Origin of the sequence: Intrasporangium sp. (genome assembly GCF_035688975.1) — a bacterium.
Taxonomy (GTDB): domain Bacteria; phylum Actinomycetota; class Actinomycetes; order Actinomycetales; family Dermatophilaceae; genus CALMNV01.
This window is the reverse complement of record NZ_DASSMH010000077.1, coordinates 56,177-78,244: the sequence shown is the minus strand read 5'-3', so window position 1 is coordinate 78,244 and position 22,068 is coordinate 56,177. Positions and strand designations below refer to the sequence as shown.

The window sequence follows — 22,068 nt, the reverse complement described above, 5'->3', positions numbered from 1 at the left end:
CACGGGGGGGGCGGGCGGAAGTGGCCACTCGACACGGGGGTGGCGGGGTCCACGTCGAGTGGCCACTTGTGCGCACACCTGCGCCGCCGCTCAACGGGGGAGGGACGCGCCGGGGGAGGTGGGTCAGCTGGCCTTGAGTCGCAGGTGCAGCTTCACGCTCGTCAACTCGCCCGCGCGGTCGATGGTGAGCGCGTCGGTCAGGTGCTGGGCCAGCCAGAGGCCGCGACCGCCGAGGGCATCGAGGGTGGGAGGTCGAACGACCGGAGCGCCCCCACCCCCGTCGGCGTCGCGGACGTCGAAGACGATCTCCTCGCCGGTGTGCAGCACGTGGACGACGCCGGTCCCCGCGCCGTGGACGATGCTGTTGACCGCGAGCTCGTGGACGGCGAGCACGACGTCGCTCACGCGTTCGGGGGTGTGCTCCGAGGCGACGGCCGCCACCGCAGCACGCAAGTCATGCAGGTCGGATCCGCCAAACGCGATCCGAGCCAACTCCCGAGCTGCTTCAGGCGTGGCGTGCTCCACGCGACACATCCTGCCACTTCCCACCGCGCCACGGGTCCTTGCGGCCCTGCCCCTCGACCCCAACGCCGCCCCCGCGGCGCGAGCCCGGGGTCAGGTGCGGGCTAGCGCCCGGCGCGACGGCGGTCCCACCAGCGGCCGAGGCGATCCGGGACGCGACGCCACACGGACACGCCGGCGGCCGGCCACAGGAAGGACCGCAGGCGGGTGCGCCACGCTCGCGTGCGGCTCACGCCGTGCCGGATGCGGCGGATGTCGCGGCAGAGCGCCTCCGCCTCCTCCGTGGAGGTGCGCTCCGGCCGGTCGTAGCGGGCCTTCTCGAGCGTTGCCGTCACTCGCCGCATCGCGGCGGCGCGCTCCGCGTCGAGGTCACCGCCGCGGATGAAGTGCTCCTGCCACTGCCGCAGCGTGCCGCCCTCCGGGGCGACGATGCCGAGGTCGCGCAGGTGGGAGGTGAGGTCCTCCCACTCCACCTCGATGAGGTCCTGTTGGGTCACGGCCGCTCGCCGTCGGCGCAGGCGCGTGACCCAGGCGGTGAGCGGCATACCGAACGCCGCGAGGACGCCGACGAGCAGGGCGGCGGCCACGACGAGGGTGCGGGTGGTCAGCAGGCCCGAGACGCGGGACGGCAGCGACGTGTCGGCGGCCTCCACGGGCGGGGCGACGGTCGTCGGGGCCGCGGCGCTGCGCGCGCGCGCGGAGGCTGGGTCCTCCTCGCCGACGGACCGGCCGCCGCCGGTCGGGCCGGCACTGCTGCCGCTGACGGCATACGGCGGCGGGCTGCCGGACCGCGTCCCGGGGGTCGGCTCGAAGCGCAGCCAGCCGAACGGGCCGAAGTACAGCTCGGGCCAGGCATGCGCGTCCGACGCGCGCACGACGTACTCCTCGCCCGACCGGGTGCCCGGCAGGAAGCCGATGGCCATGCGGGCCGGGATCCCCTGGGCGCGGGCGAGCATGATCATGGCGGTCGCGAACTGCACGCAATAGCCCCGACGTGACTGGTAGAACGACCGGATGGGCTCGACGACCCTGCCCTCGGTGTCCCGCACCGGCGGCCCGAGGTCGAGGGTGTACGAGTAGCGCGTCGTGTCCCGCAGGTGGTCCTGGATGGCGATGGCCCTGTCGAGGTCGTTCGTGCGCCCCGCGGTGACCTCGTCGGACCACGTCCGCAGCAGCTCGCGCGCGGGGTCGGGAAGTGCGAGGTCGTCGGCCAGGACGTCGGCGCCGCGGGGGCTCGACGGCACCCGCAGCAGCGGTGGCGCCGGCCCGAGGTCGGCGTAGGTGATCCGGTAGCTGCTCACCGTGCGGGTCACGAGCACGTCCCGCGTCACCGGGTCGATGGACCACGGCGTCCCCTCCATCGCGACGGCGACCACGGGGTAGGGCGCGGCGAGCCGTGGCGGCCTCAGGCTGTTGCCGGTCACCGTGAGGATGTAGTCCTTGCGCGTCGACGCGGGTGGGAGCGGCACCGGCTGCCCGGGTGCGTCCGGCTGGCTGGCCGGCCGCCACTCGCCCCTCGCGTAGTGACCGGTGGCCAGGACCCGCAGCGGGCTGCGGTTGAAGCCCGTCGTCGTGTAGGTGAGCACCGGCGTGGCGTCGCTGTCCCGCAGGCTCCGGGTGAGGTCCACCGTGTCGTTGAAGCCGACGGTGCCCTCGCCGCCCCCGCCGATCGAGCGTCCGAGCCCCTCGGTGAGGTAGCGCGTCGGGAAGTGCGGCACGACGACGGGGACCAGGAGGGCGAGCACGAGACCGAGCCCGCCGAGCCGCACCGCTGCCGCCGTCAGCGACCAGAGCGCCCGTCGGCTCCCGCGCTGGTCGGGCGAGCCGTCGCCCGACCGCACGCTCGTCGTGCTCCACCCGGCGAAGAGGGACCGCGCCGTCGTGTGGAGCATGGCCAGCCAGAGGACGGCGGGGGCGAGGAAGAAGCGGGCGTCGAGGGCGGCGTCGCCGTTGGCGGCGGTGATGAGGTATGCCGTGAGCAGGGCCAGGCCCGCGGCGGCGGGGCTGCGCCAGGTGGCCGCGAGGGCGTCGACGACGAGCGCGGTGAGGGCGACGGCGAGGGTCAGGTAGACCGCGACCCCGGGCGTCAGGGGTGCCGGTGCGGTGTACTTCTGGATCGTGTCCTCGGCGTCGAGCCCGAAGTCGTTGAACCGCAGCACGGTGTCCCACGTCGGCAGGCCCCACGCGAACGTGGAGGCGGCGAAGCGCACGCAGAGCGCGTACGTGACGAGGGCCAGCTGCACGCCCACGACGGCCAGCCGGGAGCGCAGCAGGCCGCGGGCCGTGGCGCCGACGACGCCCACGAGCACGATGGCGGCGGTGGCGTCGGGCAGCCACTCCGAGCTGGTGAACAGGCTCGTGAGCGGGTAGAGGGCCGCCGCGGTGGCGAGGGCGGCGAGCAGGGTCATCCGCCACCGGCGACGCGTCATCGGTTGCCCCCCACCGTGGCGGCGGTGAGCGTGCCCCACGCCCATGGCACGTCGTCGCCGCGGTGCACGGGCACGACCCTCCAGCCGGCGAGCCGCAGGACGTCGACGTGCCCCGAGACCGCGTCGGCGAGCGGCGCGTCGCCGAAGCTGTGGGCGTCGAGGACGAACGCGAGCCCGGTGATGCCAGGCTGCCTCAGGGTCGCGACGCGCGCGGTGACCCGCGGGTCCCGAGCGCCGAGGACGGCGACGACGAACCCGCCTGCGGCCGAGAGCGCCTGCGCCGCGTGCAGGATGCGGTCCTCGCCGCTGTCGGGGCCGGTCGACGTCACCGACAGCACGTCCAGGATCTGCTCGGCGTCCATGGTCTCCCCGGCCCGCCCGTCGGCGACCGTCTCGGTGCAGACCAGGTGCACGGCATACCCGAACTGGTCCAGATGCACCGCCACGGAGGCCGCGGCGCGCACCGCCCACTCGAAGGAGCTCGCGGCGCCACTGCCGCCGTGGGCCTCGGCCCGCGGGTCGAGCAGGACGACGGCCCGGCGCTGCGCCGGGCGGTCCTCCTGGCGCACCATGAGGTCCCCGGTGCGCGCGGTGGCGGGCCAGTGGATCCGACGCAGGTCGTCGCCGTCGCGGTACTCCCGGGTCGTCGCGTCGTCCTCGCCGTGCAGGGCGATGATGTGCGCCTGCTCGCCCTCCGACCCGACACCCGAGCTGGGCTGGCGGTTCGCGGTGAGCGGCGCCACCTCGGGCAGCACGACGAGGTCGGCGGTGCCCTCGAGGACCGCGTGGCGGTTGGCGAGGCCGAAGGGGTCCTGCACCCGCACGCCGAGGGGGCCGAGGCGGTGGCGGCCACGCAGGTCGGAGCGGACGGTGTAGGACACGGTGCGGCCGCGACCGGGCGCGATCCGGCCGACGACGAACCGTGGTCGGTCGCCGAGGACGTAGGCGAGCCGCTCCTCGGCGAGGAAGAGCGGCGCGGTGGCCGACGAGACGTTCACGAACGTCAGGGCGACCGCGGCGTCCTGGCCGACGCTGATCCGCTCGGGCGAGATGTGCCGCTCGATGCGCATGCGGGTCCGCCGCGTGCGGACCAGGGCCGCCGAGGCGAGGGGGAGCCCGACGAGGAGCACGCCCACCCGGGTCAGGTCCCGGAAGCCGAGGACGACGCCGGCGGCGAAGAGGACCGCGCCCGCCCAGAGGAAGGCCCGTCCCCTCGTCGTGAGCACGAGGCGCAGCGGCTTCATGACGCCCCCACCTCGTCCCTCAGCGCGGCGCGGGCGGAACGGGCACCTGGCGCAACAGGTCCGCCACGACGTCGGCCGTGGTGCGCCGGGCAAGCTGCGTCTCGCCCGAGGGGATGAGCCGGTGGGCGAGCACCGCGCCGGCGAGGGCCTGCACGTCGTCGGGCAGCACGTGGTCACGTCCCTCGAGGGCCGCGTGCGCCCGGGAGGCCCGCAGCAGGTGCAGCGAGGCGCGCGGCGACGCGCCGAGGCGCAGCGCCGTGCTCGCCCGCGAGCGGGCCACGAGGTCGACGACGTACTGGAGGACGGCCGGGCTCGCGTGCACGCCGGTCACGGCCTCGACGACTCGCCGGATCGTGGCGGCGTCGGTCACCGGGCGCAGGTCCTCCAGTGGGGAGGACGCGCCGTGGTTCGAGAGCATCTCGAGCTCGGCCCGCGCCGAGGGGTAGCCCATGGAGATGCGCGCCATGAACCGGTCCCGCTGGGCCTCCGGCAGCGGGTAGGTGCCCTCCATCTCGATGGGGTTCTGCGTCGCCATGACGATGAACGGTGCCTGCAGCGGATAGGTGATGCCGTCGACAGTGACCTGGCGTTCCTCCATGGACTCGAGCAGGGCCGACTGGGTCTTCGGCGAGGCCCGGTTGATCTCGTCGCCGACGACGACGTTGGCGAACACGGCGCCGGGCCGGAACTCGAAGCGCCTCGCGTCCTGGTTGAAGACGCTGACGCCGGTCACGTCGCTCGGCAGCAGGTCGGGAGTGAACTGGATCCGGCGCACGGTCGCGTCGATGGATCGGGCCAGGGCCTTGGCGAGCATCGTCTTGCCGACGCCGGGCACGTCTTCGAGCAGGAGGTGACCACCGGCGAACAGGACGGTCACCGTGGTGCGCACGACGTCGTCCTTGCCCTCGATGACATGGGTCATCGCGCCGATGAGGCGGTCGGCGACCTCGTGGACCAGGCCGAGCGGGTGCTCGGTGCCCAGTCCGGTCGTCTCGGTCGTCGTCACGTTGCCTCCGATGTCCCCTCCAGCGGCGCGGGGCCGAGCCGTGGCGGCGGCGGCTGCGCACGGTCCCCGCATCTTCTCCCACAAGCCGCCCCGGGGAAAGAGCCATCCGCGCGCGGCGTCTGCGGCGACGCGTTCCACTTCGCCCCACCCCTGACCCCACCCCGCGCACGGGCGCGCGGTCCGCGGGTCGGGCGGGCACGGGCGCTCATGGGCCGGCCGCGGCCGAGCCACCGCCCGGCGCCTCCGGTCGGGCGGGTGGCGGCCCACCCACACCACTTTGCTCCACCGCTGCCGACCTGCGAAAACCCGGCAGGAATGTCGGTTTTAGGGCGGTTCTGGCGTTGACCGTGGAGGGAAGTGGAGTAAGGTGGGGGACACAGGAGGCAGGTGGTCGGCCAGTGGGTCGATCGCCCGGGTCGAGCGGGGGGAGGGGACGGGATGTTCCTCGGCACGCACACCCCCCGGCTGGACGACAAGGGACGTCTCTTCCTCCCCGCCAAGTACCGCGAGCGGATGGCCGGCGGCCTCGTCCTCACGAGGGGCCAGGAGCGCTGCCTCTTCCTCTATCCGATGGACGAGTTCCTCAAGGTCGCCGAGCAGATGCGTCAGGCGCCGACGACCTCCAAGGCCGCGCGGGACTACCTGCGCGTCTTCCTCTCCGGCGCCTCCGACGAGATCCCGGACAAGCAGGGTCGCTTCACCATCCCGGCGGCCCTGCGGCAGTACGCCGGCCTCGACCGCGAGGTCACGGTCATCGGCGCCGGCTCCCGGCTCGAGGTCTGGGACAGCGCCGTCTGGAACGCCTACCTCGAGGCGACCGAGCAGAGCTACGCCGACACGGCGCAGGAGGTGATCCCCGGCCTGTTCTGATCCTCGGCCAGCGCCTGCGCGCCGGCCTCCAGCCGCTCTCCTCCCGGGACGACTTCCCCCGTCCCGGGCGACGCAGCGGATGGGGACCAGCCTGCACGAGCCGGCCGACCGTCCCAGCACCATCCCAGCACCATCCCCACCCAGCCAAGCCGAAGGGCGTCGCATGACCAGTCGAGGACCGGCCGAGGGCCGCCACGTCCCCGTCATGCGCGGCCGGATCCTCGACCTGCTCGAGCCGGCGCTGGGCCGCCCGGGCGCCGTCCACGTCGATGCGACCCTCGGCATGGGCGGCCACGCCGAGGGCGTGCTCGAGCGGTTCCCCGAGTGCACCGTCGTCGGCATCGACCGGGACCACGAGGCACTGCGGCTGGCCGGCGAGCGGCTCGCGGCATACGGCGACCGGTTCCGTCCGGTCCACGCGGTCTATGACGAGGTCGGCGCCGTGCTCGACGACCTCGGTGTCCCCGCGGCCGACGGCATCCTCTTCGACCTCGGCGTCAGCTCGCTCCAGCTCGACGAGACCGAGCGCGGCTTCGCCTACCGGGTCGACGCGCCCCTCGACATGCGGATGGACCAGTCGGCGGGGCGCACCGCGGCGGACGTCCTCAACACGTATGCCGCGGAGGACCTCGCCCGCGTCCTTCGCGAGTACGGCGAGGAGCGGTATGCCGGCAAGATCGCACGCGCCGTCGTCCGCGAGCGCGAGGCGGCGCCCTTCACGAGGTCGGCCCGTCTCGTCGAGCTCCTGCGGCGCGTCATCCCGGCCGCCTCCCAGCGGCAGAGCGGTCACCCGGCCAAGCGCACCTTCCAGGCCCTGCGCATCGAGGTCAACGACGAGCTCGCCGTCTGGCGGCGGGCCATCGACGCCGCGATCGGCCGGCTCGCCGTGGGCGGCCGGATCGCGGTCCTTAGCTACCACTCCCTCGAGGACCGCGTCACGAAGCGGGCGTTCGCCGCCGGCGCGACGTCGAGCACCCCGCCGGGGCTGCCCGTCGAGCTGCCCGAGCACGCCGCCTACCTCGCGCTCGTCACCCGGGGGGCGGAGGAGCCCGACCGCGACGAGGTCGAGGCCAACCCCCGCGCCGCCTCGGCCCGGCTCCGGGTCGCCGAGCGGCTGCGCGCCACCGGGCACTTCGCCCCGCCCTCACGCCATCGCATTCCGAAGGGACCCCTCCGATGAGCCAGACGACCGTCGCGGCCCGCCCGCTGCGCGCTCCCCGTCGCGGGCCGAGCCCGGCCCCGCTGCGCGTCCTCCCGGAGCGGATCACGACGTCGCGGGGCGGGGTGTTCGCGACGATCTGCATCGTCGTGCTGCTGCTCGGCCTGCTCGCCCTGCTCCTGCTCAACACGGCCCTCGCCCAGGGCTCCTTGACGCTGGGCCAGCTGCAGCGCGAGTCGACGCTGCTCTCCGACACCGCGAGCAACCTGCAGGAGCAGATCGACCGCGCCTCGACGAGCGGCGCCCTCGCGGAGGCGGCCACCGCGCTCGGCATGGTCCGCTCCAACGAGCGCGGCTACATCAACCTCGCCGCCGGCACCGTGACGGGCACCGCCCAGCCCGCCACCCAGCTGCAGGCCTTCCCCATCGTCACGAGCCCCACGCCGCCGCCTCCGGCCCCACCGGCGCCGCCGGCCGCGCCGGCATCCGCGAGCCCGGCGGCCCCGCCGGCACCGACCGCGGGCGTCCCCGCGGCGCCAGCCCCGGCGCATCCCGCGACCGCAGGCGCCACGCCGAGGAAGCCCGGTAACGCCGCCGGGGCGGCTCCGGCCGCGACACTGGCGACGACGCCGCGTGCCGCGAGCCCCGCGCGCGTGACGCCCACCCCGCAGACCCCAGCCGCCAGCTCGAGGTGAACTCGTGACGCAGAACCGAGGCGCGGAGCCCCGGCGCACCGGCCGGACCCCTCCGCCCCCCTCGAAGCGTCCCCCCCGGCCGGGGGCCGGGCCCGGCGCGGCCGCTGGCCCGGCTGCCGCCCGCGCCGGTGCCGCTCGCCCGGCTGCCGCTCGCCCGGCTGCCGCCCGCCCCGGTGCCGCTCGGCCCGCTGCCGCCCGCGCCGGATCACGCGGCTCGGGACGCCTCCGCGGCGGCGGACCTGCCCGAGTCAGGCCCGCGCGTCGGCGGCGCCGGCGGGCGCTGCGGCCGGCCAACCCGCGGCGCCGGGTGCGCATCATGTTCCTCGCCGTGCTCTTCGTCTTCAGCATCTTCGCGGCCCAGCTGCTGCGCGTGCAGGCCTTCGACGCGTCGGCCACCCAGGCGGCTGCCCTGTCCAAGCGCCTCGTGACGACGGTCAGCCCGGCGCTGCGCGCCAAGATCCGGGACACCAACGGCCAGGTGCTCGCCGACAGCGTCGAGCGCTTCACCGTCGTCGCCGACCCCCAGGCCGTCCCGCAGTACACCGTCAAGGTGGACGGCCGGCGCAGCAGGGTCGGGGTCAGCCGGGCCGCCGCCGACATCGCGCCCCTGCTCGGCATGGAACCGGCCGCCCTGACCGCGCTCTTCGCCCGCGCCGGCACCCGATACGTCGTCGTCAAACGGGACGTCAACCCGACCGTGTGGCGCCAGATCCGGGCGCTCGGCGTCCCCGGCGTCTCGGCAGAGCGCACCGCGGCGCGGGTCTACCCGACGTCGATGGCGCTCGGGCAGCTCGTCGGCTTCGTCCAGCCGGGCGACCAGACGCCGGGTGGGGGGCTCGAGCTCATGCTCGACAAGACGCTGGCCGGCAAGCCGGGGACCATGGTCGCCGAGCAGGCCCGCGACGGCTACATCATCCCGGGCTCCCAGCGGGAGGACACCCCAGCGCTGCCCGGCCGCGACGTCCAGCTGACCATCGACGCGGACATCCAGTGGTATGCCCAGAACGCCCTGGCCAAGCAGGTCACCGCCGTGGGCGCGGAGTCGGGGACCGCCGTGGTGCTCGAGGTGGCGACCGGGAAGGTGCGGGCGGCGGCCAGCTACCCTTCCTTCGACCCCAACGACCCGGGTGCCGCCCAGGCCGCCAACATGCGCAACTACGCGTTCAACGACGCCTTCGAGCCGGGCTCGACGGGCAAGCTCATGACCATGGCGGCGGCTCTGCAGGAGGGCGTCGTCACCCCGGACACCGGCGTCATCATCCCCAACCGCCTGCCCCGGGTGGGCATGAACTTCAAGGACAACGAGGACCACCCGACGGAGAACTTCACGGCGACAGGGGTCATCGCCAAGTCCTCCAACATCGGGACCATGCTCATCGGCGAGCGGATCAAGCCGTCGGTCCTGGAGTCCTACTACCGCGCCTTCGGCATCGGGGCGCCGACCAGCGTCCGGTTCCCGGGCGAGTCCTCCGGCCAGCTGGCCAAGTCGTCGGACTGGAACGCCTCGCAGCGCTACACAGTCCTCTTCGGACAGGGCTACTCGGTCACGGCCATCCAGGCCGCCGGCGTCTTCCAGACCATCGCCAACAAGGGCCTGCGTATGCCGCCGACGCTCGTCGAGGGGACCGCCAACGACAGCGGCACGATCGTCCCGGCGCCCGCCCCGAAGGGCGTCCAGGTCGTCACCACGGACACCGCCACCAAGCTGAGCAGGATGCTCGAGGAGGTCACCGGCAAGGAGGGCACGGCCAGCGCCGCCCGGATCAAGGGCTACCGGGTCGCGGGCAAGACCGGCACGGCCGACCGCTACGACGAGAAGCTCGGCCGCTACAACGGCTTCACCGCCTCGTTCATCGGCTACGCGCCGGCCGAGAAGCCGAAGTACGTCGTGGCCGTCTTCATCCAGAAGCCCGCGGCCGGCATGTTCGGTGGGGCGCTCGCCGGGCCCGTCTTCAACCAGGTCATGAGCTTCCTCATCGAGCGTGACAACACGCCGCCGAGCACGCCCTCGCCGTTGCAGTACCACGTCCGCGCGAGCTCGCCGCTGTCGGACCGCGACCCCACGGTCATCAGCGACGCGCGGGCCAAGCGCGACGGCCTGTAAGTTTGGCTGTCGTGTCCCGCCCCCTTCCCCGGCCCGCGACCGCGGGCGTCCCCCTCTCCGACCTGGCCGCGCGGGTCGGGGCCTCGGGCGGCGCGGGGCCGGTCCGGGTCAGCGGCGTGACGCTGGACAGCCGCGCCGTGCGCGCCGGTGACCTGTATGCCGCCCTGCCCGGCTTCCACGTCCACGGGGCCCGCTTCGCCGCGGACGCCGTCCGGCTGGGCGCCGTCGCCGTGCTGACCGACCCGGCGGGCGAGGCGCTCCTCCGCGAGGAGCCGGGGACCGCCGTCGACGTCCCCGTCCTCACGGTGGAGCGGCCCCGCGAGGTCCTCGGCTCGCTGGCCGCCCACGTCTACGGCAACGCGGCGGCGGCCCTCACCATGGTCGGCATCACCGGGACCAACGGCAAGACGACGACGGCATACCTCATCGACTCCGCCCTGCGCGCCCTCGGCCGGCGCACCGGGCTCATCGGCACCGTGGAGACGCGCATCGGCGCCGAGCGCATCGAGTCGGTGCGCACGACGCCCGAGGCGACCGACCTCCACGCGATCCTCGCCGTGATGAAGCAGCGCGGCGTGGACGCCTGCGTCATGGAGGTCTCCAGCCACGCGCTCGACCTGCACCGCGTCGACGGCGTCGTCTACGACGTGGCCCTCTTCACCAACCTCTCGCAGGACCACCTCGACTTCCACCCGTCGATGGAGGACTACTTCCGCGCCAAGGCACAGCTGTTCACCCCCGAACGGTGCCGCGCCGCCGTCGTGTGCGTCGACGACCCGTGGGGGGCTCGCCTCGCGCAGGAGGTGGCGGCCGCCGGAGACGTGGCCCTCACGACCCTCGCGACGACGCCGGCGCCACCGCCCGTGGTGACGCCGGTTCGGCCGACCACCGGGCCCGCCGGCCGGCACTGGAGCGTCGAGCCGGGTGACGACCGGGCCTTCACGCTGCGCGAGACCGGGGGCTCCCGCAGCCTCCGGCTCGTCTCGCACCTGCCCGGCACGTTCAACGTGGCCAACACCGCCCTGGCCGCGCTCGCGCTCCTCGCCACCGGGATGGACGCCCGGTCGGCCGAGGCTGCCCTCGCCGCCCCACCGGTCGTGCCCGGCCGCATGGAGGTCGTCGCCCCGGGCGGTCCGGGGCAGCCGCGCTGCATCGTCGACTTCGCGCACACGCCGGATGCCGTCGACGCGGCGCTCGCCGCGCTGCGCCCCTCGACGACCGGGCGGCTCATCGCCGTCCTCGGCGCCGGGGGCGACCGCGACCGTGCCAAGCGGCCCGCCATGGGGGCCGCGGCCGCTCGGCACGCCGACGTCGTCGTCGTCACCGACGACAACCCGCGGTCCGAGGACCCGCAGCAGATCCGCGGCGCCGTGCTCTCCGGCGCCCGCGCGCTCGTCGAGTCCGGGGCCGCCACCGCCACCGTGGTCCTCGACGGCGGTCCCCGGGCCGCTGCCATCGCCGAGGCCGTCGCGCTGGCGGTGCTGACCGACGCCGAGGGCCGCGGCAACGGCGACCCCCCGAGAGTCGATACTGTCGTCGTGCTCGGCAAGGGACACGAGAAGGGCCAGGAGATCTCCGGCGTGACGCACCCGTTCGACGACCGTGACGCCGTCCGGGCCGCCCTCGAGGCGGCCGGCGGGATCGGGGCCCGCGCGTGATCCCGCTCCGCCTCTCCGAGGTGGCCGCGCTGACCGGGGGGCGCCTCACCGACGCGCCGCCAGCGGACCACGCCGCCAGCGTCGTCGGGACCGGCCCTGAGGTCGGGGCCGCCGGCGTCGGCGGGGCCGCCGAGGACATCGTCGTCGACGGCCTCGTGACGACCGACTCGCGCGAGTGCGGTCCCGGGAGCCTCTACGTCGCCCGGGTCGGCGCGGCCGCGGACGGGCACGACTTCGTCCCGGCCGCCGCGGACCGGGGCGCCGTCGCCGCGCTCACGTCGCGCCCCGTCGCCGGGCTGCCGTGCGTCGTCGTCGACGACGTCGAGGTGGCCTTCGGCCGGCTCGCCCGCGGCGTGCTCGACCGGGCCGGCGAGCTGCCGGTCATCGGCGTCACCGGCTCCTCCGGCAAGACCTCGACCAAGGACCTGCTCGCCGCCGTCCTCGCCACCGCGGGGGAGACGGTGGCGCCGGTCAACTCGCTCAACGGCGAGATCGGCGTGCCGCTCACCGTCTGCCGCGTCACGCCGAGCACCCGCTACCTCGTCGTCGAGATGGGCGCCCGCGGCCGCGGCCACATCACCTACCTCACGGGCATCGCGCCGCCGACGGTCGGCATCGTCCTCAACGTCGGCTCCGCCCACGTCGGCGAGTTCGGCTCCCGCGAGAACATCGCCCTGGCCAAGGCCGAGCTGCCGTTGGCGCTGCCCCCCGAGGGCCTCGCGGTCCTCAATGCCGACGACCCCGCCGTCGCCGCCATGCGTCACCGGGTCGCCTCGCGCGTCGTCCTCGTCGGCTCGGCGCCGGAGGCGCAGGTGCGCTCCGACGCCGTCGAGCTCGACGAGCTGGGTCGACCCACCTTCACCCTGACGACGCCGCAGGGCCGGGCCCGGGTGTCGCTGGGGCTCACCGGCGCGCACCACGTCGGCAACGCGCTCGCCGTCACGGCGGCGGCCCTCGACGTGGGGCTGACCCTCGAGGAGGTCGTCGCCGGGCTCGAGGGCGCGCGGCCGGCCAGCCGCTGGCGCATGGAGGTCACGCAGCGGCCCGACGGTGTCGTCGTGGTCAACGACGCGTACAACGCCAACCCGGACTCGATGCGCGCGGCCCTCGACGCGCTGGCGGCGATGCGGGCGGCCGGGCGCCGGTGGGCCGTGGTGGGGGAGATGCTCGAGCTCGGCTCCGACAGCGCCGCCGAGCACGCGGCCGTGGGGCGGTATGCCGCCTCGCTCGGCATCGACCACGTCGTGGCCGTCGGCGAGGGGGCCCGGGCCGTCGGCGCAGGGCGGTGGGCACCGGACGCCGACGCGGCCTACGAGCTGCTCGCCCGGGAGCTGCGGGACGGTGACGTCGTGCTGCTGAAGTCCAGCCGCGACAGCGGGCTGCGCTTCCTCGGGGAGCGGCTCGCCGCAGCGGATGCCCCGGGCCCGGCGGGCACGCCCGGCCCGGCGGATGCGCCCGGCCCGGCGGGCGCGCCGACGGTGACGTCGTGAAGGGCGTCCTCGCCGCGGCGGCCTTCTCGCTCCTCTTCTCGCTCCTCGGGACCCCCCTCTTCATCCGGTTCCTCGTCCGGCGCGGCTACGGCCAGTTCATCCGTGACGACGGCCCCACGTCGCACCACACCAAGCGCGGCACGCCGACGATGGGCGGCGCCGTCATCCTCGGGTCGACGCTGGCGGCATACGCCCTCGCCCACCTCGTGACGCTCACGCCGCTCACGGCGAGCGGGGTGCTCGTGCTCTTCCTCATGTCCGGGCTCGGCGTCGTCGGCTTCCTCGACGACTACATCAAGATCTCCAAGCAGCGCAGCCTCGGCCTGCGCTCGAAGCAGAAGCTCGCCGGGCAGGGGCTCGTCGGGGTGGTCTTCGCCGTGCTCGCGCTGCAGTTCCCCAACGAGCAGTACCGCACCCCGGCCTCGCCCTTCGTGTCCGTCGTGCGCGACTCCAACATCAACCTTGCCTTCGCCGGCACCACGATCGGGATCGCCCTCTTCGTCGTCTGGGCCAACCTCATGATCGCCGGGGCCTCCAACGGCGTGAACCTCACCGACGGGCTCGACGGCCTCGCGACCGGTGTGTCGACGATGGTGTTCGGCGCCTACGTCCTCATCAGCCTGTGGACGTTCAACCAGAACTGCCAGACCAACCCGGGGATCAAGTGCTACGAGGTGCGCGACTCCCACGACCTCGCCCTCGTGGCCGCAGCCGGGATGGGCGCGTGCTTCGGGTTCCTGTGGTGGAACGCCTCGCCCGCCAAGATCTTCATGGGCGACACGGGGTCGCTGGCGCTGGGGGGTGCGCTCGCCGGGCTCGCCATCACGACCCGCACCGAGCTGCTCCTCGTCATCCTCGGCGGCATGTTCATCATCATCGTCATGTCGGTGATCATCCAGGTCATCTCGTTCAAGACCACCGGCAAGCGGGTGTTCCGGATGGCGCCGCTGCAGCACCACTTCGAGCTCGTCGGCTGGGCCGAGGTGACGATCGTCATCCGCTTCTGGATCATCGCCGGGCTCTTCGTCGCGCTCGGCCTCGGCGTCTTCTACGCCGAGTGGGTGGTGGGGACGCAATGATGAGGGGAGCAGGATGATCTTCGACCCGGCCTACGAGCCGCGCGACGGGCTGACCCACCGCGACGCGGACTGGTCCGGGCTGCGCGTCCTCGTCGTCGGCCTGGGGGTGTCCGGATTCGCCGCGGCCGACGCGCTCGCGGAGCGCGGCGCCCACGTGACGGTCGTCTCCCGCGACGTCACCGGGGCGATCTCCGAGCGGGCGGAGGTCCTCGGCATCCTCGGCGTCGACGTCCGGCTCGGCCCGAAGCACGTCCACGCCCCGCCTCCGGCGACCCAGCTCGTCGTCACGTCCCCCGGCGTCCCACCGCACGACCCCCTGCTCATCGCGGCCGCCGTCGCCGGGATCCCGGTCTGGGGAGAGGTCGAGCTGGCGTGGCGGATGCGTCCCCTCGAGGGCGCCGCGCCGTGGCTGACGGTCACCGGGACCAACGGCAAGACGACGACGGTGGGCATGCTCGCGTCCATCCTCCGCGCGGCGGGCCTGCGGGCGACCAGCGCCGGCAACATCGGCACGCCGATCCTCGAGGCCGTCCTGCACCCGCAGCCCTATGACGTGCTGGCCGTCGAGCTGTCCAGCTTCCAGCTGCACTGGCAGCGGTCGGTCTCCGCCGTGGCGTCCGCGGTCCTCAACGTGGCGCCCGACCATCTCGACTGGCACGGCTCGTATGCCGAGTACCTCCGGGCCAAGGGCCGCATCTACGACGGCACTCACATCGCGGCCATCTACAACGTCGCGGACGGGCAGACCGAGCAGCTGCTCCTCGACGCCGACGTCGTCGAGGGATGCCGCGCCGTCGGCTTCACCACCGGCATCCCCGCGCCGTCGATGGTCGGCGTCGTCGACGACGTGCTCGCCGACCGGGCCTTCGTCGAGCAGCGGCAACACTCGGCCGCCGAGCTGTGCACCCTCGAGGACCTCCGCGGCGACGCGCCGTCCGTGGCCCCGCACTACCTGGCCAACGCACTGGCCGCCGCCGCGCTCGCCCGCGCCTACGGCGTCGGCCCGCTGTCGGTCCGTGACGGGCTGCGGGCGTTCCGGCCCGAGCGGCACCGCATCGCCGACGTCGGCCAGGGCGGGGGGGTGCGGTGGGTCAACGACTCCAAGGCGACCAACCCGCACGCCGCGGCGGCGGCCCTGCGCTCCTTCGACAGCGTCGTGTGGATCGCCGGAGGCCTGCTCAAGGGGGCCGACGTCGAGCCCCTCGTCGAGGAGATGGCCTCGCGGCTGCGCGGGGTCGTCCTCCTCGGGCAGGACCGGGCGCAGATCGCCGACGCACTCGCCCGACACGCCCCGGATGTCCCGGTCGTCGACGTGCCGCAGACCGACACTGGGGTCATGGACTCGGTCGTCGCCTCCGCCGCCCGCCTGGCCAAGCCGGGCGACGTCGTGCTCCTCGCGCCGGCGGCGGCCTCGATGGACATGTTCGAGGGCTACGGGGCCCGCGGCGACGCCTTCGAGGAGGCGGTCCGCCGGCACCTGCAGGCGGGCGGAGGAGGCCGTTGAGCTCCGCCACCGCCGACCGGGACCGCACCGCGCCCCGGGCCCTGCCGGTCATCGGCAAGCTCGAGTCGCCGGTCACGACGTACTACCTCATCCTCGGCACGATGACGACGCTCGTCGTCTTCGGCCTCGTCATGGTGTTCTCCGCCTCGAGCGTCACCTCCCTCCTCGGTGGCGACCCCTCCTACTCGGTGTTCCTGCGTCAGCTGCTCTTCGCCGTCGTCGGAGCCGTCGTGGCCCGGTTCGCGGCGCGCCTGACGATCCGGTGGTGGAAGCGCCTCGCCGTGCCACTCCTCGGCGGATCGGTCCTGCTCCAGCTGCTCGTCTTCACGCCGCTCGGCTACGAGGTCGGCGGCAACCGCAACTGGCTCGACGTCGGCCCTATCAGCGTCCAGCCCGCGGAGCTGGCCAAGGTCGCCCTCGTCCTCGTCGGCGCGGTCATCTTCGCCAACAAGGGCCGGCTCGTGAGCCGGCTCGGCCACGCCGTCGTGCCCTACCTGCTGCCGATCGCCTCCACCGTCGTGGTCCTCGTCCTCCTCGGCAAGGACCTCGGCACGGCGATGGTCATGCTCCTCATCGTCGCGGCGGTCCTCGCCGTGGCCGGTGTGCCGGGCCGCTTCTTCGCCGGCGCCGGCCTCTTCGGCGCGGCGGTCGTGGCCCTGCTCGTCGTGCAGAGCTCCAACCGGATGGCCCGCATCACCAACTTCCTGTCGGTCGAGTGCCGGTCGGACCCCAACGGCGAGTGCGGCCAGTCGGTCCACGGCCTCTACGCCCTCGCCGACGGTGGGTGGTGGGGCGTCGGGCTCGGTGCCTCCAAGGAGAAGTGGGCCTGGCTCGCCGAGGCCCACAACGACTTCATCTTCGCCGTCATCGGCGAGGAGCTCGGCCTACCTGGGACGATGGTGATCCTCTTCCTCTTCGCCCTGCTCGCCTGGGCCTGCTACCGCCTCGTCGTGCGCACCCAGGACCGCTTCGTGCGGATCGCGACGGCGGGCATCCTCGCGTGGCTGCTCGGGCAGGCGATCATCAACATCGGCGCCGTCATCGGCCTCTTCCCCGTGGTCGGCGTGCCGCTGCCCCTCGTCTCGGCCGGTGGGTCGTCGCTCGTGACGACGATGCTCGCCCTCGGGATGCTGCTCTCCTTCGCCCGCAACGAGCCGGGGTGCCGACAGCTGCTCGACGCGCGCCCCAGCCGGATCAGGGCCTCCCTCGCGATCCTGCCCTCCCGTTCCCTCCTGCGCAGAGGTCGGTGATGCGCGTGACCTCGCCCGCCTCGGTCCTGCTCGCGGGCGGCGGGAGCGCCGGCCACGTGTCGCCGCTGCTTGCCACCGCCGACGCGCTCCGGCGACGGCACCCGGCGCTGCGGGTGACGGCCCTCGGCACCAAGGCGGGCCTCGAGGCGCGTCTCGTGCCGGCCGCCGGCCTCGACCTGCGGTTCGTGCCCAAGGTGCCGCTGCCGCGCCGCCCGAGCGCCGACCTCGCGCGGCTGCCGCTGCGCCTTCGCGCAGCCGTCGTCGCCGCCGGACAGGCCATCGACGCGACCGGGGCCGAGGTCGTCGTCGGCTTCGGCGGCTACGTCAGCACACCGGCATACCTCGCCGCGCGGAGGCGCCGGCTGCCCATCGTCATCCACGAGCAGAACGCCACCCCGGGCCTGGCCAACCGGCTCGGCGCGCGCTGGACGCCGTGGGTCGCCACGACCTTCCGCGAGACCTCCCTGCCGCACGCCCGCCACGTCGGTATGCCGCTCCGGCGGCAGATCACGACCCTCGACCGGGAGGCGTTGCGGCCCGAGGCGCTGCGGCACTTCGGGCTCGAGGCCGGACGCCCCACCGTGCTCGTGACGGGCGGGTCGCTCGGGGCGAGGCGGCTCAACGAGGCCTTCGCGGCCAGGGCCGGCGAGCTGAGCCGGGCCGGCGTGCAGGTGCTGCACGTCACCGGCCTCGACAAGGAGTTCACGCCCGACGTGCCCGCGGCGGGAGCCCGCTACGTCGTCGTGCCGTACGTCGAGCGCATGGAGCTCGCGTACAGCGCCGCGGACCTCGTCGTGGCCCGGTCCGGCGCGAGCACCGTGTGCGAGCTCACCGTCGTCGGCCTGCCGGCGGTCTACGTCCCGCTGCCCGTCGGCAACGGCGAGCAGCGGCTCAACGCCGCCGCCGTCGTCGCCGCCGGAGGCGGCCTGCTCGTCGAGGACTCGAGCCTCACGCCTGCGTGGGTGGGGCGCGAGCTCATCCCGCTCGCCACCGACGCCGACCGGGTGGCGCGGATGGGCAGCGCGGCACGGTCCGTGGCAGAGCCCGACGCCGACGAGCGCCTCGCCGACCTCGTCGACGAAGCGTGGCGGAGCCGGGCATGACCGCCTCGCCATCCGAACCGTCCGTGCAGGACCCCTTCGCTGGGGCCCGGTTCGACTTCCGGGCGCCCGTGCCGCGCGCCGAGGAGCTCGGCCACGTCCACTTCCTCGCCATCGGCGGAGCCGGCATGTCCGGCGTCGCCCGGATCATGCTCGGCCGGGGGATGACCGTGTCGGGCAGCGACGCCAAGGACGTGCCCGTGCTCAAGGCGCTGGCCAGCGAGGGCGCCACCGTGTGGGTGGGGTTCGACGCGGCCCACCAGGCGGGTGCGGACGCGCTCGTCATGTCGTCGTCGATCCGCGACGACAACGTCGAGCTCGTCGCGGCCCGCGAGCGGGGGGTGCCCGTCCTGCACCGCGCCCAGGGACTCGCCTCCCTGCTGCACGGCCGGCGCCCCGTCGCGGTCGCCGGGGCGAACGGCAAGACCACGACGACGTCCCTGCTCGTCGTCGCGCTGCAGGGCGCCGGGCTCGACCCCTCCTTCGCCGTGGGCGGCGAGCTCGCGAAGCACGGGACCAACGCCCATGCCGGCGCCGACGACGTCTTCGTCGTCGAGGCCGACGAGAGCGACGGCTCGTTCGTCGTCTACGCTCCGGAGGTCGCGATCGTGACCAACGTGCAGCCCGACCACCTCGACTTCTACGGTCACTTCGCCGTCGTGGAGGCCGCCTACGACCGCTTCGTGGGCACGGTGCGGACGGGGGGGCTGCTCGTCGCGTGCGCTGACGACCCCGGCTCTGCCGCCTTGGCCGACCGCGCCCGAACCGCCGGGACCCGGGTGCTCACCTACGGCTTCGGCGACGGCGCGGACGTCGTGCTGGTCGGGCACATGCCCGACGGGCTCACGTCCAGCGTCCGCCTCGTCGACGCGGGCGTCGAGCGGCACATGGTCCTCGGCGTGCCCGGGCGGCACAACGCCCTCAACGCCGCGGCCGCCTACGCCGCCGCGGTCCACGGCCTGGGTCAGGAGCCCTCGGCGGTGCTCGAGGGCCTCGCGTCCTTCACGGGGACCCGGCGCCGCTTCGAGCCGAAGGGCACGGCGGCAGGCGTCGACGTCGTCGACGACTACGCCCACAACGTCGGCAAGGTGACCGCGGTCGTCGAGACCGCCCGGCGCATGGTGTCCGCGCCGAGCCGGCTCGTCGTCGTCTTCCAGCCGCACCTCTACAGCCGGACCCGTGACTTCGCCGCGGGGCTCGGTGCCGGCCTCGCCCCTGCTGACGTCGTGGTTGTCATGGACGTGTATGCCGCCCGCGAGGACCCCGTGCCCGGGGTCTCCGGCCGGCTCGTCGCGGACGCCGTCCGCGTGGCCCGGCCGGGAGCAGACGTGCGTTACGTCCCGTCGTGGTCCGACGTGGCCGGGGTCGTCGCGGGGCTCGTGCGCCCGGGGGACCTCGTGCTGACCGTCGGCGCCGGTGACGTGACGATGATCGGCCCGGAGATCCTGCGGCTGCTCGCGGAGGTCACCGAATGAGGCTGCACCGGGCCCGGCGCGGACGCTCTGGCTCCGCGGCCCTGGCCGGCAGGGGCCTGCGCTCGGCACGGGAACGGTTCGAGCGGCGGGCCGCCGCCGCTCGGCGCCGCCCCTGGCTCGTCGTCGCTGCGCTGCTCGGCGCGCTGGCACTGGCCGGTCTGGTCGTGTGGGTCGGCTGGTTCAGCTCGCTGCTGACCGTGACGACGGTGCGGGTGGAGGGCGTCGCCGGGGCGACCGCGGCCGAGGTCCAGCGTGTGGCGGCTGTGCCGCTGGGGCAGCCGGTGCTCCGGGTGGACACGGAGGCGGTCGCCGCCCGTCTCGATGCCAACCGGGCCCTTACGGACATCACCGTGCGGCGAAGCCTGCCGCACACCATCGTCGTGGGAGCGACGGCCCGCGAGGCCGTGCTCGCGATGCGCAACGCCGCGGGGCAGGTCGAGGTCGTGGACGCCGGCGGCTACGCCTTCAAGACGGTGCCCAGCGTGCCGGCCGGGCTGCCCGTCGTGAGCGCCACCTCCTCGACCGTGACGCCCTCGGGCCTCAAGGCGGCCTTGGGTGCCTTGCGGGCGCTCGAGCCCGGCACGCGCCGGAGTGTGGCGGGCATGACGGTCAACGCGGCCGACCAAGTAACCTTCACCTTGAACCTCAAGGATGGCCCACGCACCGTCGTGTGGGGCGACCTGGGCAACGAGCGGGTGAAGTCGCGGCTCGTGGCGATCCTCGCGGGGCAGCCCGGCACGACCATCGACGTGAGCGTGCCCTCCTCCCCCGTGACCCGCTGACCGGGTGGCCTTGCGCTCGGGCCCGGGGCAGCCCGACCCGTCGAGTGGCCACTTCTGCTCGGGCCCCACCCGTCGAGTGGCCACTTCCACCCGTCGAGTGGCCACTTCCGCTCGGGCCCCCCGTCGAGTGGCCACTTCCGCTCGGGCCCCCCCGTCGAGTGGCCTCTTCCGCTCGCCGCGACCTCCTGGGTTCGGGGCGCCTGCTGGGTCAGGTGGGACCTGTGATGAGTGGAGGGACGCGCCGCCGGAGGTGGGTCTCGCGACACGCCGGGAGCGAGGTTGCTCGGTGCCTCTCGACCGCATACGGTCAGGTCACGGCTCGTGATCAAACTGTAACCTTTACGTTGATGTTGAAGGTTGCGAGACCTCCTCATGGCAGCGAGCCGCCCGCTCGAAGATCTCTCGTCGCACTCTGGTTACCAAGGAAGGCCCACGCTCGTGGCAGCAGCACCGCAGAACTACCTGGCCGTCATCAAGGTCGTCGGCATTGGCGGTGGGGGCGTCAACGCCATCAACCGCATGATCGACGTGGGCCTCAAGGGCGTCGAGTTCATCGCCATCAACACCGACGCGCAGGCTCTGCTCATGAGCGACGCCGACGTCAAGCTCGACGTGGGCCGCGAGCTGACCCGCGGGCTCGGCGCGGGCGCCGACCCCGAGGTCGGGCGCAAGGCGGCCGAGGACCACGCCGAGGAGATCGAGGAGGTGCTCCAGGGCGCCGACATGGTGTTCGTCACGGCCGGCGAGGGCGGCGGCACCGGCACGGGCGGCGCGCCGGTCGTGGCCCGCATCGCCCGGGGCCTCGGCGCCCTGACGATCGGTGTCGTGACGCGTCCCTTCACCTTCGAGGGCCGCCGCCGGGCCAACCAGGCCGAGTCCGGCATCGGCAGCCTCCGGGAGGAGGTCGACACCCTCATCGTCATTCCCAACGACCGGCTGCTGTCCATCAGCGACCGCAACGTGTCGATGATGGACGCCTTCCGCTCGGCCGACCAGGTGCTTCTCTCCGGCGTCCAGGGCATCACCGACCTCATCACGACGCCGGGCCTGATCAACCTCGACTTCGCCGACGTCAAGTCGGTCATGCAGGGAGCCGGCTCGGCCCTGATGGGCATCGGGTCGGCGCGCGGCGAGGACCGGGCGGTCCAGGCCGCCGAGCTGGCGATCAGCTCGCCGCTTCTGGAGGCGTCCATCGACGGCGCCCACGGTGTGCTGCTGTCCGTCCAGGGCGGCTCGGACCTCGGCCTCTTCGAGATCAACGAGGCGGCGCGCCTCGTCCAGGAGGCTGCCCACCCGGAGGCCAACATCATCTTCGGCGCGGTCATCGACGACGCCCTCGGCGACGAGGTGCGGGTCACGGTCATCGCCGCGGGGTTCGACGGCGGCGGGCCCTCGCGGCGCGACGACGAGCGCGGCGCGGCCCAGCGGCAGCCGGCGGCGGCCACGGCACAGCCGCGCGCGGTCCAGCAGCAGCCGGCCCCCCAGCCGCAGACCGCGCCGGCTCCAGCCGAGGCGCCGGCTGCGCAGCCGCAGGCCGCCCCGGCGCACCAGGCGGCGCCGGCCCAGCAGCTGCCGACCCAGCACGTCGCGCCGGTCCAGGCAGGCAACGGACAGCCGCCCCGGCAGGTGACCTTCGAGGAGGGCGACGACCTCGACGTGCCGGACTTCCTCAAGTGACCCGCTGACGCTCAGCAAGCCAGC

The 22,068-nt window shown here is 74.2% G+C and carries 17 protein-coding genes; 13 read left to right on the top strand and 4 right to left on the bottom strand.

The window, feature by feature from the left end; genetic code table 11:
* Positions 1 to 123 precede the first annotated feature (123 nt).
* From VFJ94_RS08445 to VFJ94_RS08430, 4 genes are all read right to left on the bottom strand, one after another.
* On the bottom strand, positions 124 to 534 hold the full coding sequence (locus tag VFJ94_RS08445; RefSeq protein ID WP_325003754.1) for an ATP-binding protein: 411 nt from the start codon (positions 532 to 534) through the stop codon (positions 124 to 126).
* A gap of 92 nt (positions 535 to 626) precedes the next feature.
* Positions 627 to 2,951 (bottom strand): transglutaminaseTgpA domain-containing protein, encoded by a 2,325-nt coding sequence (locus VFJ94_RS08440; protein WP_325003753.1) that lies wholly within the window; start codon positions 2,949 to 2,951, stop codon positions 627 to 629.
* Positions 2,948 to 4,195 (bottom strand): DUF58 domain-containing protein, encoded by a 1,248-nt coding sequence (locus VFJ94_RS08435; protein ID WP_325003752.1) that lies wholly within the window; start codon positions 4,193 to 4,195, stop codon positions 2,948 to 2,950. Before VFJ94_RS08435 ends, VFJ94_RS08440 begins: the two co-directional genes overlap by 4 nt.
* 19 nt (positions 4,196 to 4,214) lie before the next feature.
* The gene (locus VFJ94_RS08430) at positions 4,215 to 5,201 is read right to left on the bottom strand and encodes an AAA family ATPase (RefSeq protein WP_414654587.1); all 987 of its coding nucleotides are present in this window, start codon (positions 5,199 to 5,201) and stop codon (positions 4,215 to 4,217) included.
* 438 nt (positions 5,202 to 5,639) lie between these two features.
* Between VFJ94_RS08430 and mraZ the strand changes: the two genes are divergently transcribed.
* The 13 genes from mraZ to ftsZ all read left to right on the top strand — a co-directional run bounded on the left by mraZ (position 5,640) and on the right by ftsZ (position 22,044).
* A complete protein-coding gene (gene mraZ / locus VFJ94_RS08425) occupies positions 5,640 to 6,071 on the top strand; it encodes a division/cell wall cluster transcriptional repressor MraZ (RefSeq protein ID WP_325003751.1) in 432 nt (143 codons plus the stop codon).
* A 163-nt stretch (positions 6,072 to 6,234) separates the two neighbouring features.
* Positions 6,235 to 7,251, top strand: coding sequence for a 16S rRNA (cytosine(1402)-N(4))-methyltransferase RsmH (gene rsmH / locus VFJ94_RS08420; RefSeq protein ID WP_325003750.1), 1,017 nt, complete (start codon positions 6,235 to 6,237; stop codon positions 7,249 to 7,251).
* Positions 7,248 to 7,925, top strand: a complete 678-nt coding sequence (locus VFJ94_RS08415) for a hypothetical protein (RefSeq protein ID WP_325003749.1) — start codon at positions 7,248 to 7,250, stop codon at positions 7,923 to 7,925. Before rsmH ends, VFJ94_RS08415 begins: the two co-directional genes overlap by 4 nt.
* Positions 7,926 to 8,241: 316 nt before the next feature.
* Positions 8,242 to 10,029: a penicillin-binding protein 2 gene (locus VFJ94_RS08410; protein WP_325003748.1), complete on the top strand. Its 1,788-nt coding sequence runs from the start codon at positions 8,242 to 8,244 to the stop codon at positions 10,027 to 10,029.
* Positions 10,030 to 10,040: 11 nt separating this feature from the next.
* A complete protein-coding gene (locus VFJ94_RS08405) occupies positions 10,041 to 11,687 on the top strand; it encodes a UDP-N-acetylmuramoyl-L-alanyl-D-glutamate--2,6-diaminopimelate ligase (protein WP_325003747.1) in 1,647 nt (548 codons plus the stop codon).
* Complete coding sequence (locus VFJ94_RS08400) at positions 11,684 to 13,177, top strand: UDP-N-acetylmuramoyl-tripeptide--D-alanyl-D-alanine ligase (protein WP_325003746.1); 1,494 nt, start codon at positions 11,684 to 11,686, stop codon at positions 13,175 to 13,177. The genes VFJ94_RS08405 and VFJ94_RS08400 overlap by 4 nt, the downstream gene beginning before the upstream one ends.
* The gene (mraY, locus tag VFJ94_RS08395) at positions 13,174 to 14,256 is read left to right on the top strand and encodes a phospho-N-acetylmuramoyl-pentapeptide-transferase (RefSeq protein ID WP_325003745.1); all 1,083 of its coding nucleotides are present in this window, start codon (positions 13,174 to 13,176) and stop codon (positions 14,254 to 14,256) included. Before VFJ94_RS08400 ends, mraY begins: the two co-directional genes overlap by 4 nt.
* A gap of 13 nt (positions 14,257 to 14,269) precedes the next feature.
* The gene (gene murD, locus VFJ94_RS08390) at positions 14,270 to 15,760 is read left to right on the top strand and encodes a UDP-N-acetylmuramoyl-L-alanine--D-glutamate ligase (protein WP_325003744.1); all 1,491 of its coding nucleotides are present in this window, start codon (positions 14,270 to 14,272) and stop codon (positions 15,758 to 15,760) included.
* Positions 15,757 to 17,010: a putative lipid II flippase FtsW gene (ftsW, locus tag VFJ94_RS08385; protein ID WP_325003743.1), complete on the top strand. Its 1,254-nt coding sequence runs from the start codon at positions 15,757 to 15,759 to the stop codon at positions 17,008 to 17,010. Before murD ends, ftsW begins: the two co-directional genes overlap by 4 nt.
* The gene (gene murG, locus VFJ94_RS08380) at positions 17,010 to 18,113 is read left to right on the top strand and encodes an undecaprenyldiphospho-muramoylpentapeptide beta-N-acetylglucosaminyltransferase (RefSeq protein ID WP_325003742.1); all 1,104 of its coding nucleotides are present in this window, start codon (positions 17,010 to 17,012) and stop codon (positions 18,111 to 18,113) included. Before ftsW ends, murG begins: the two co-directional genes overlap by 1 nt.
* A complete protein-coding gene (gene murC / locus VFJ94_RS08375) occupies positions 18,110 to 19,585 on the top strand; it encodes a UDP-N-acetylmuramate--L-alanine ligase (RefSeq protein WP_325003741.1) in 1,476 nt (491 codons plus the stop codon). Before murG ends, murC begins: the two co-directional genes overlap by 4 nt.
* Positions 19,582 to 20,367, top strand: a complete 786-nt coding sequence (locus VFJ94_RS08370) for a cell division protein FtsQ/DivIB (protein WP_325003740.1) — start codon at positions 19,582 to 19,584, stop codon at positions 20,365 to 20,367. Before murC ends, VFJ94_RS08370 begins: the two co-directional genes overlap by 4 nt.
* Before the next feature lie 438 nt (positions 20,368 to 20,805).
* Positions 20,806 to 22,044 carry a cell division protein FtsZ gene (gene ftsZ / locus VFJ94_RS08365; RefSeq protein WP_325003739.1) on the top strand — a complete coding sequence of 413 codons (1,239 nt, stop codon included), beginning with the start codon at positions 20,806 to 20,808 and terminating at the stop codon, positions 22,042 to 22,044.
* Positions 22,045 to 22,068: the final 24 nt, after the last annotated feature.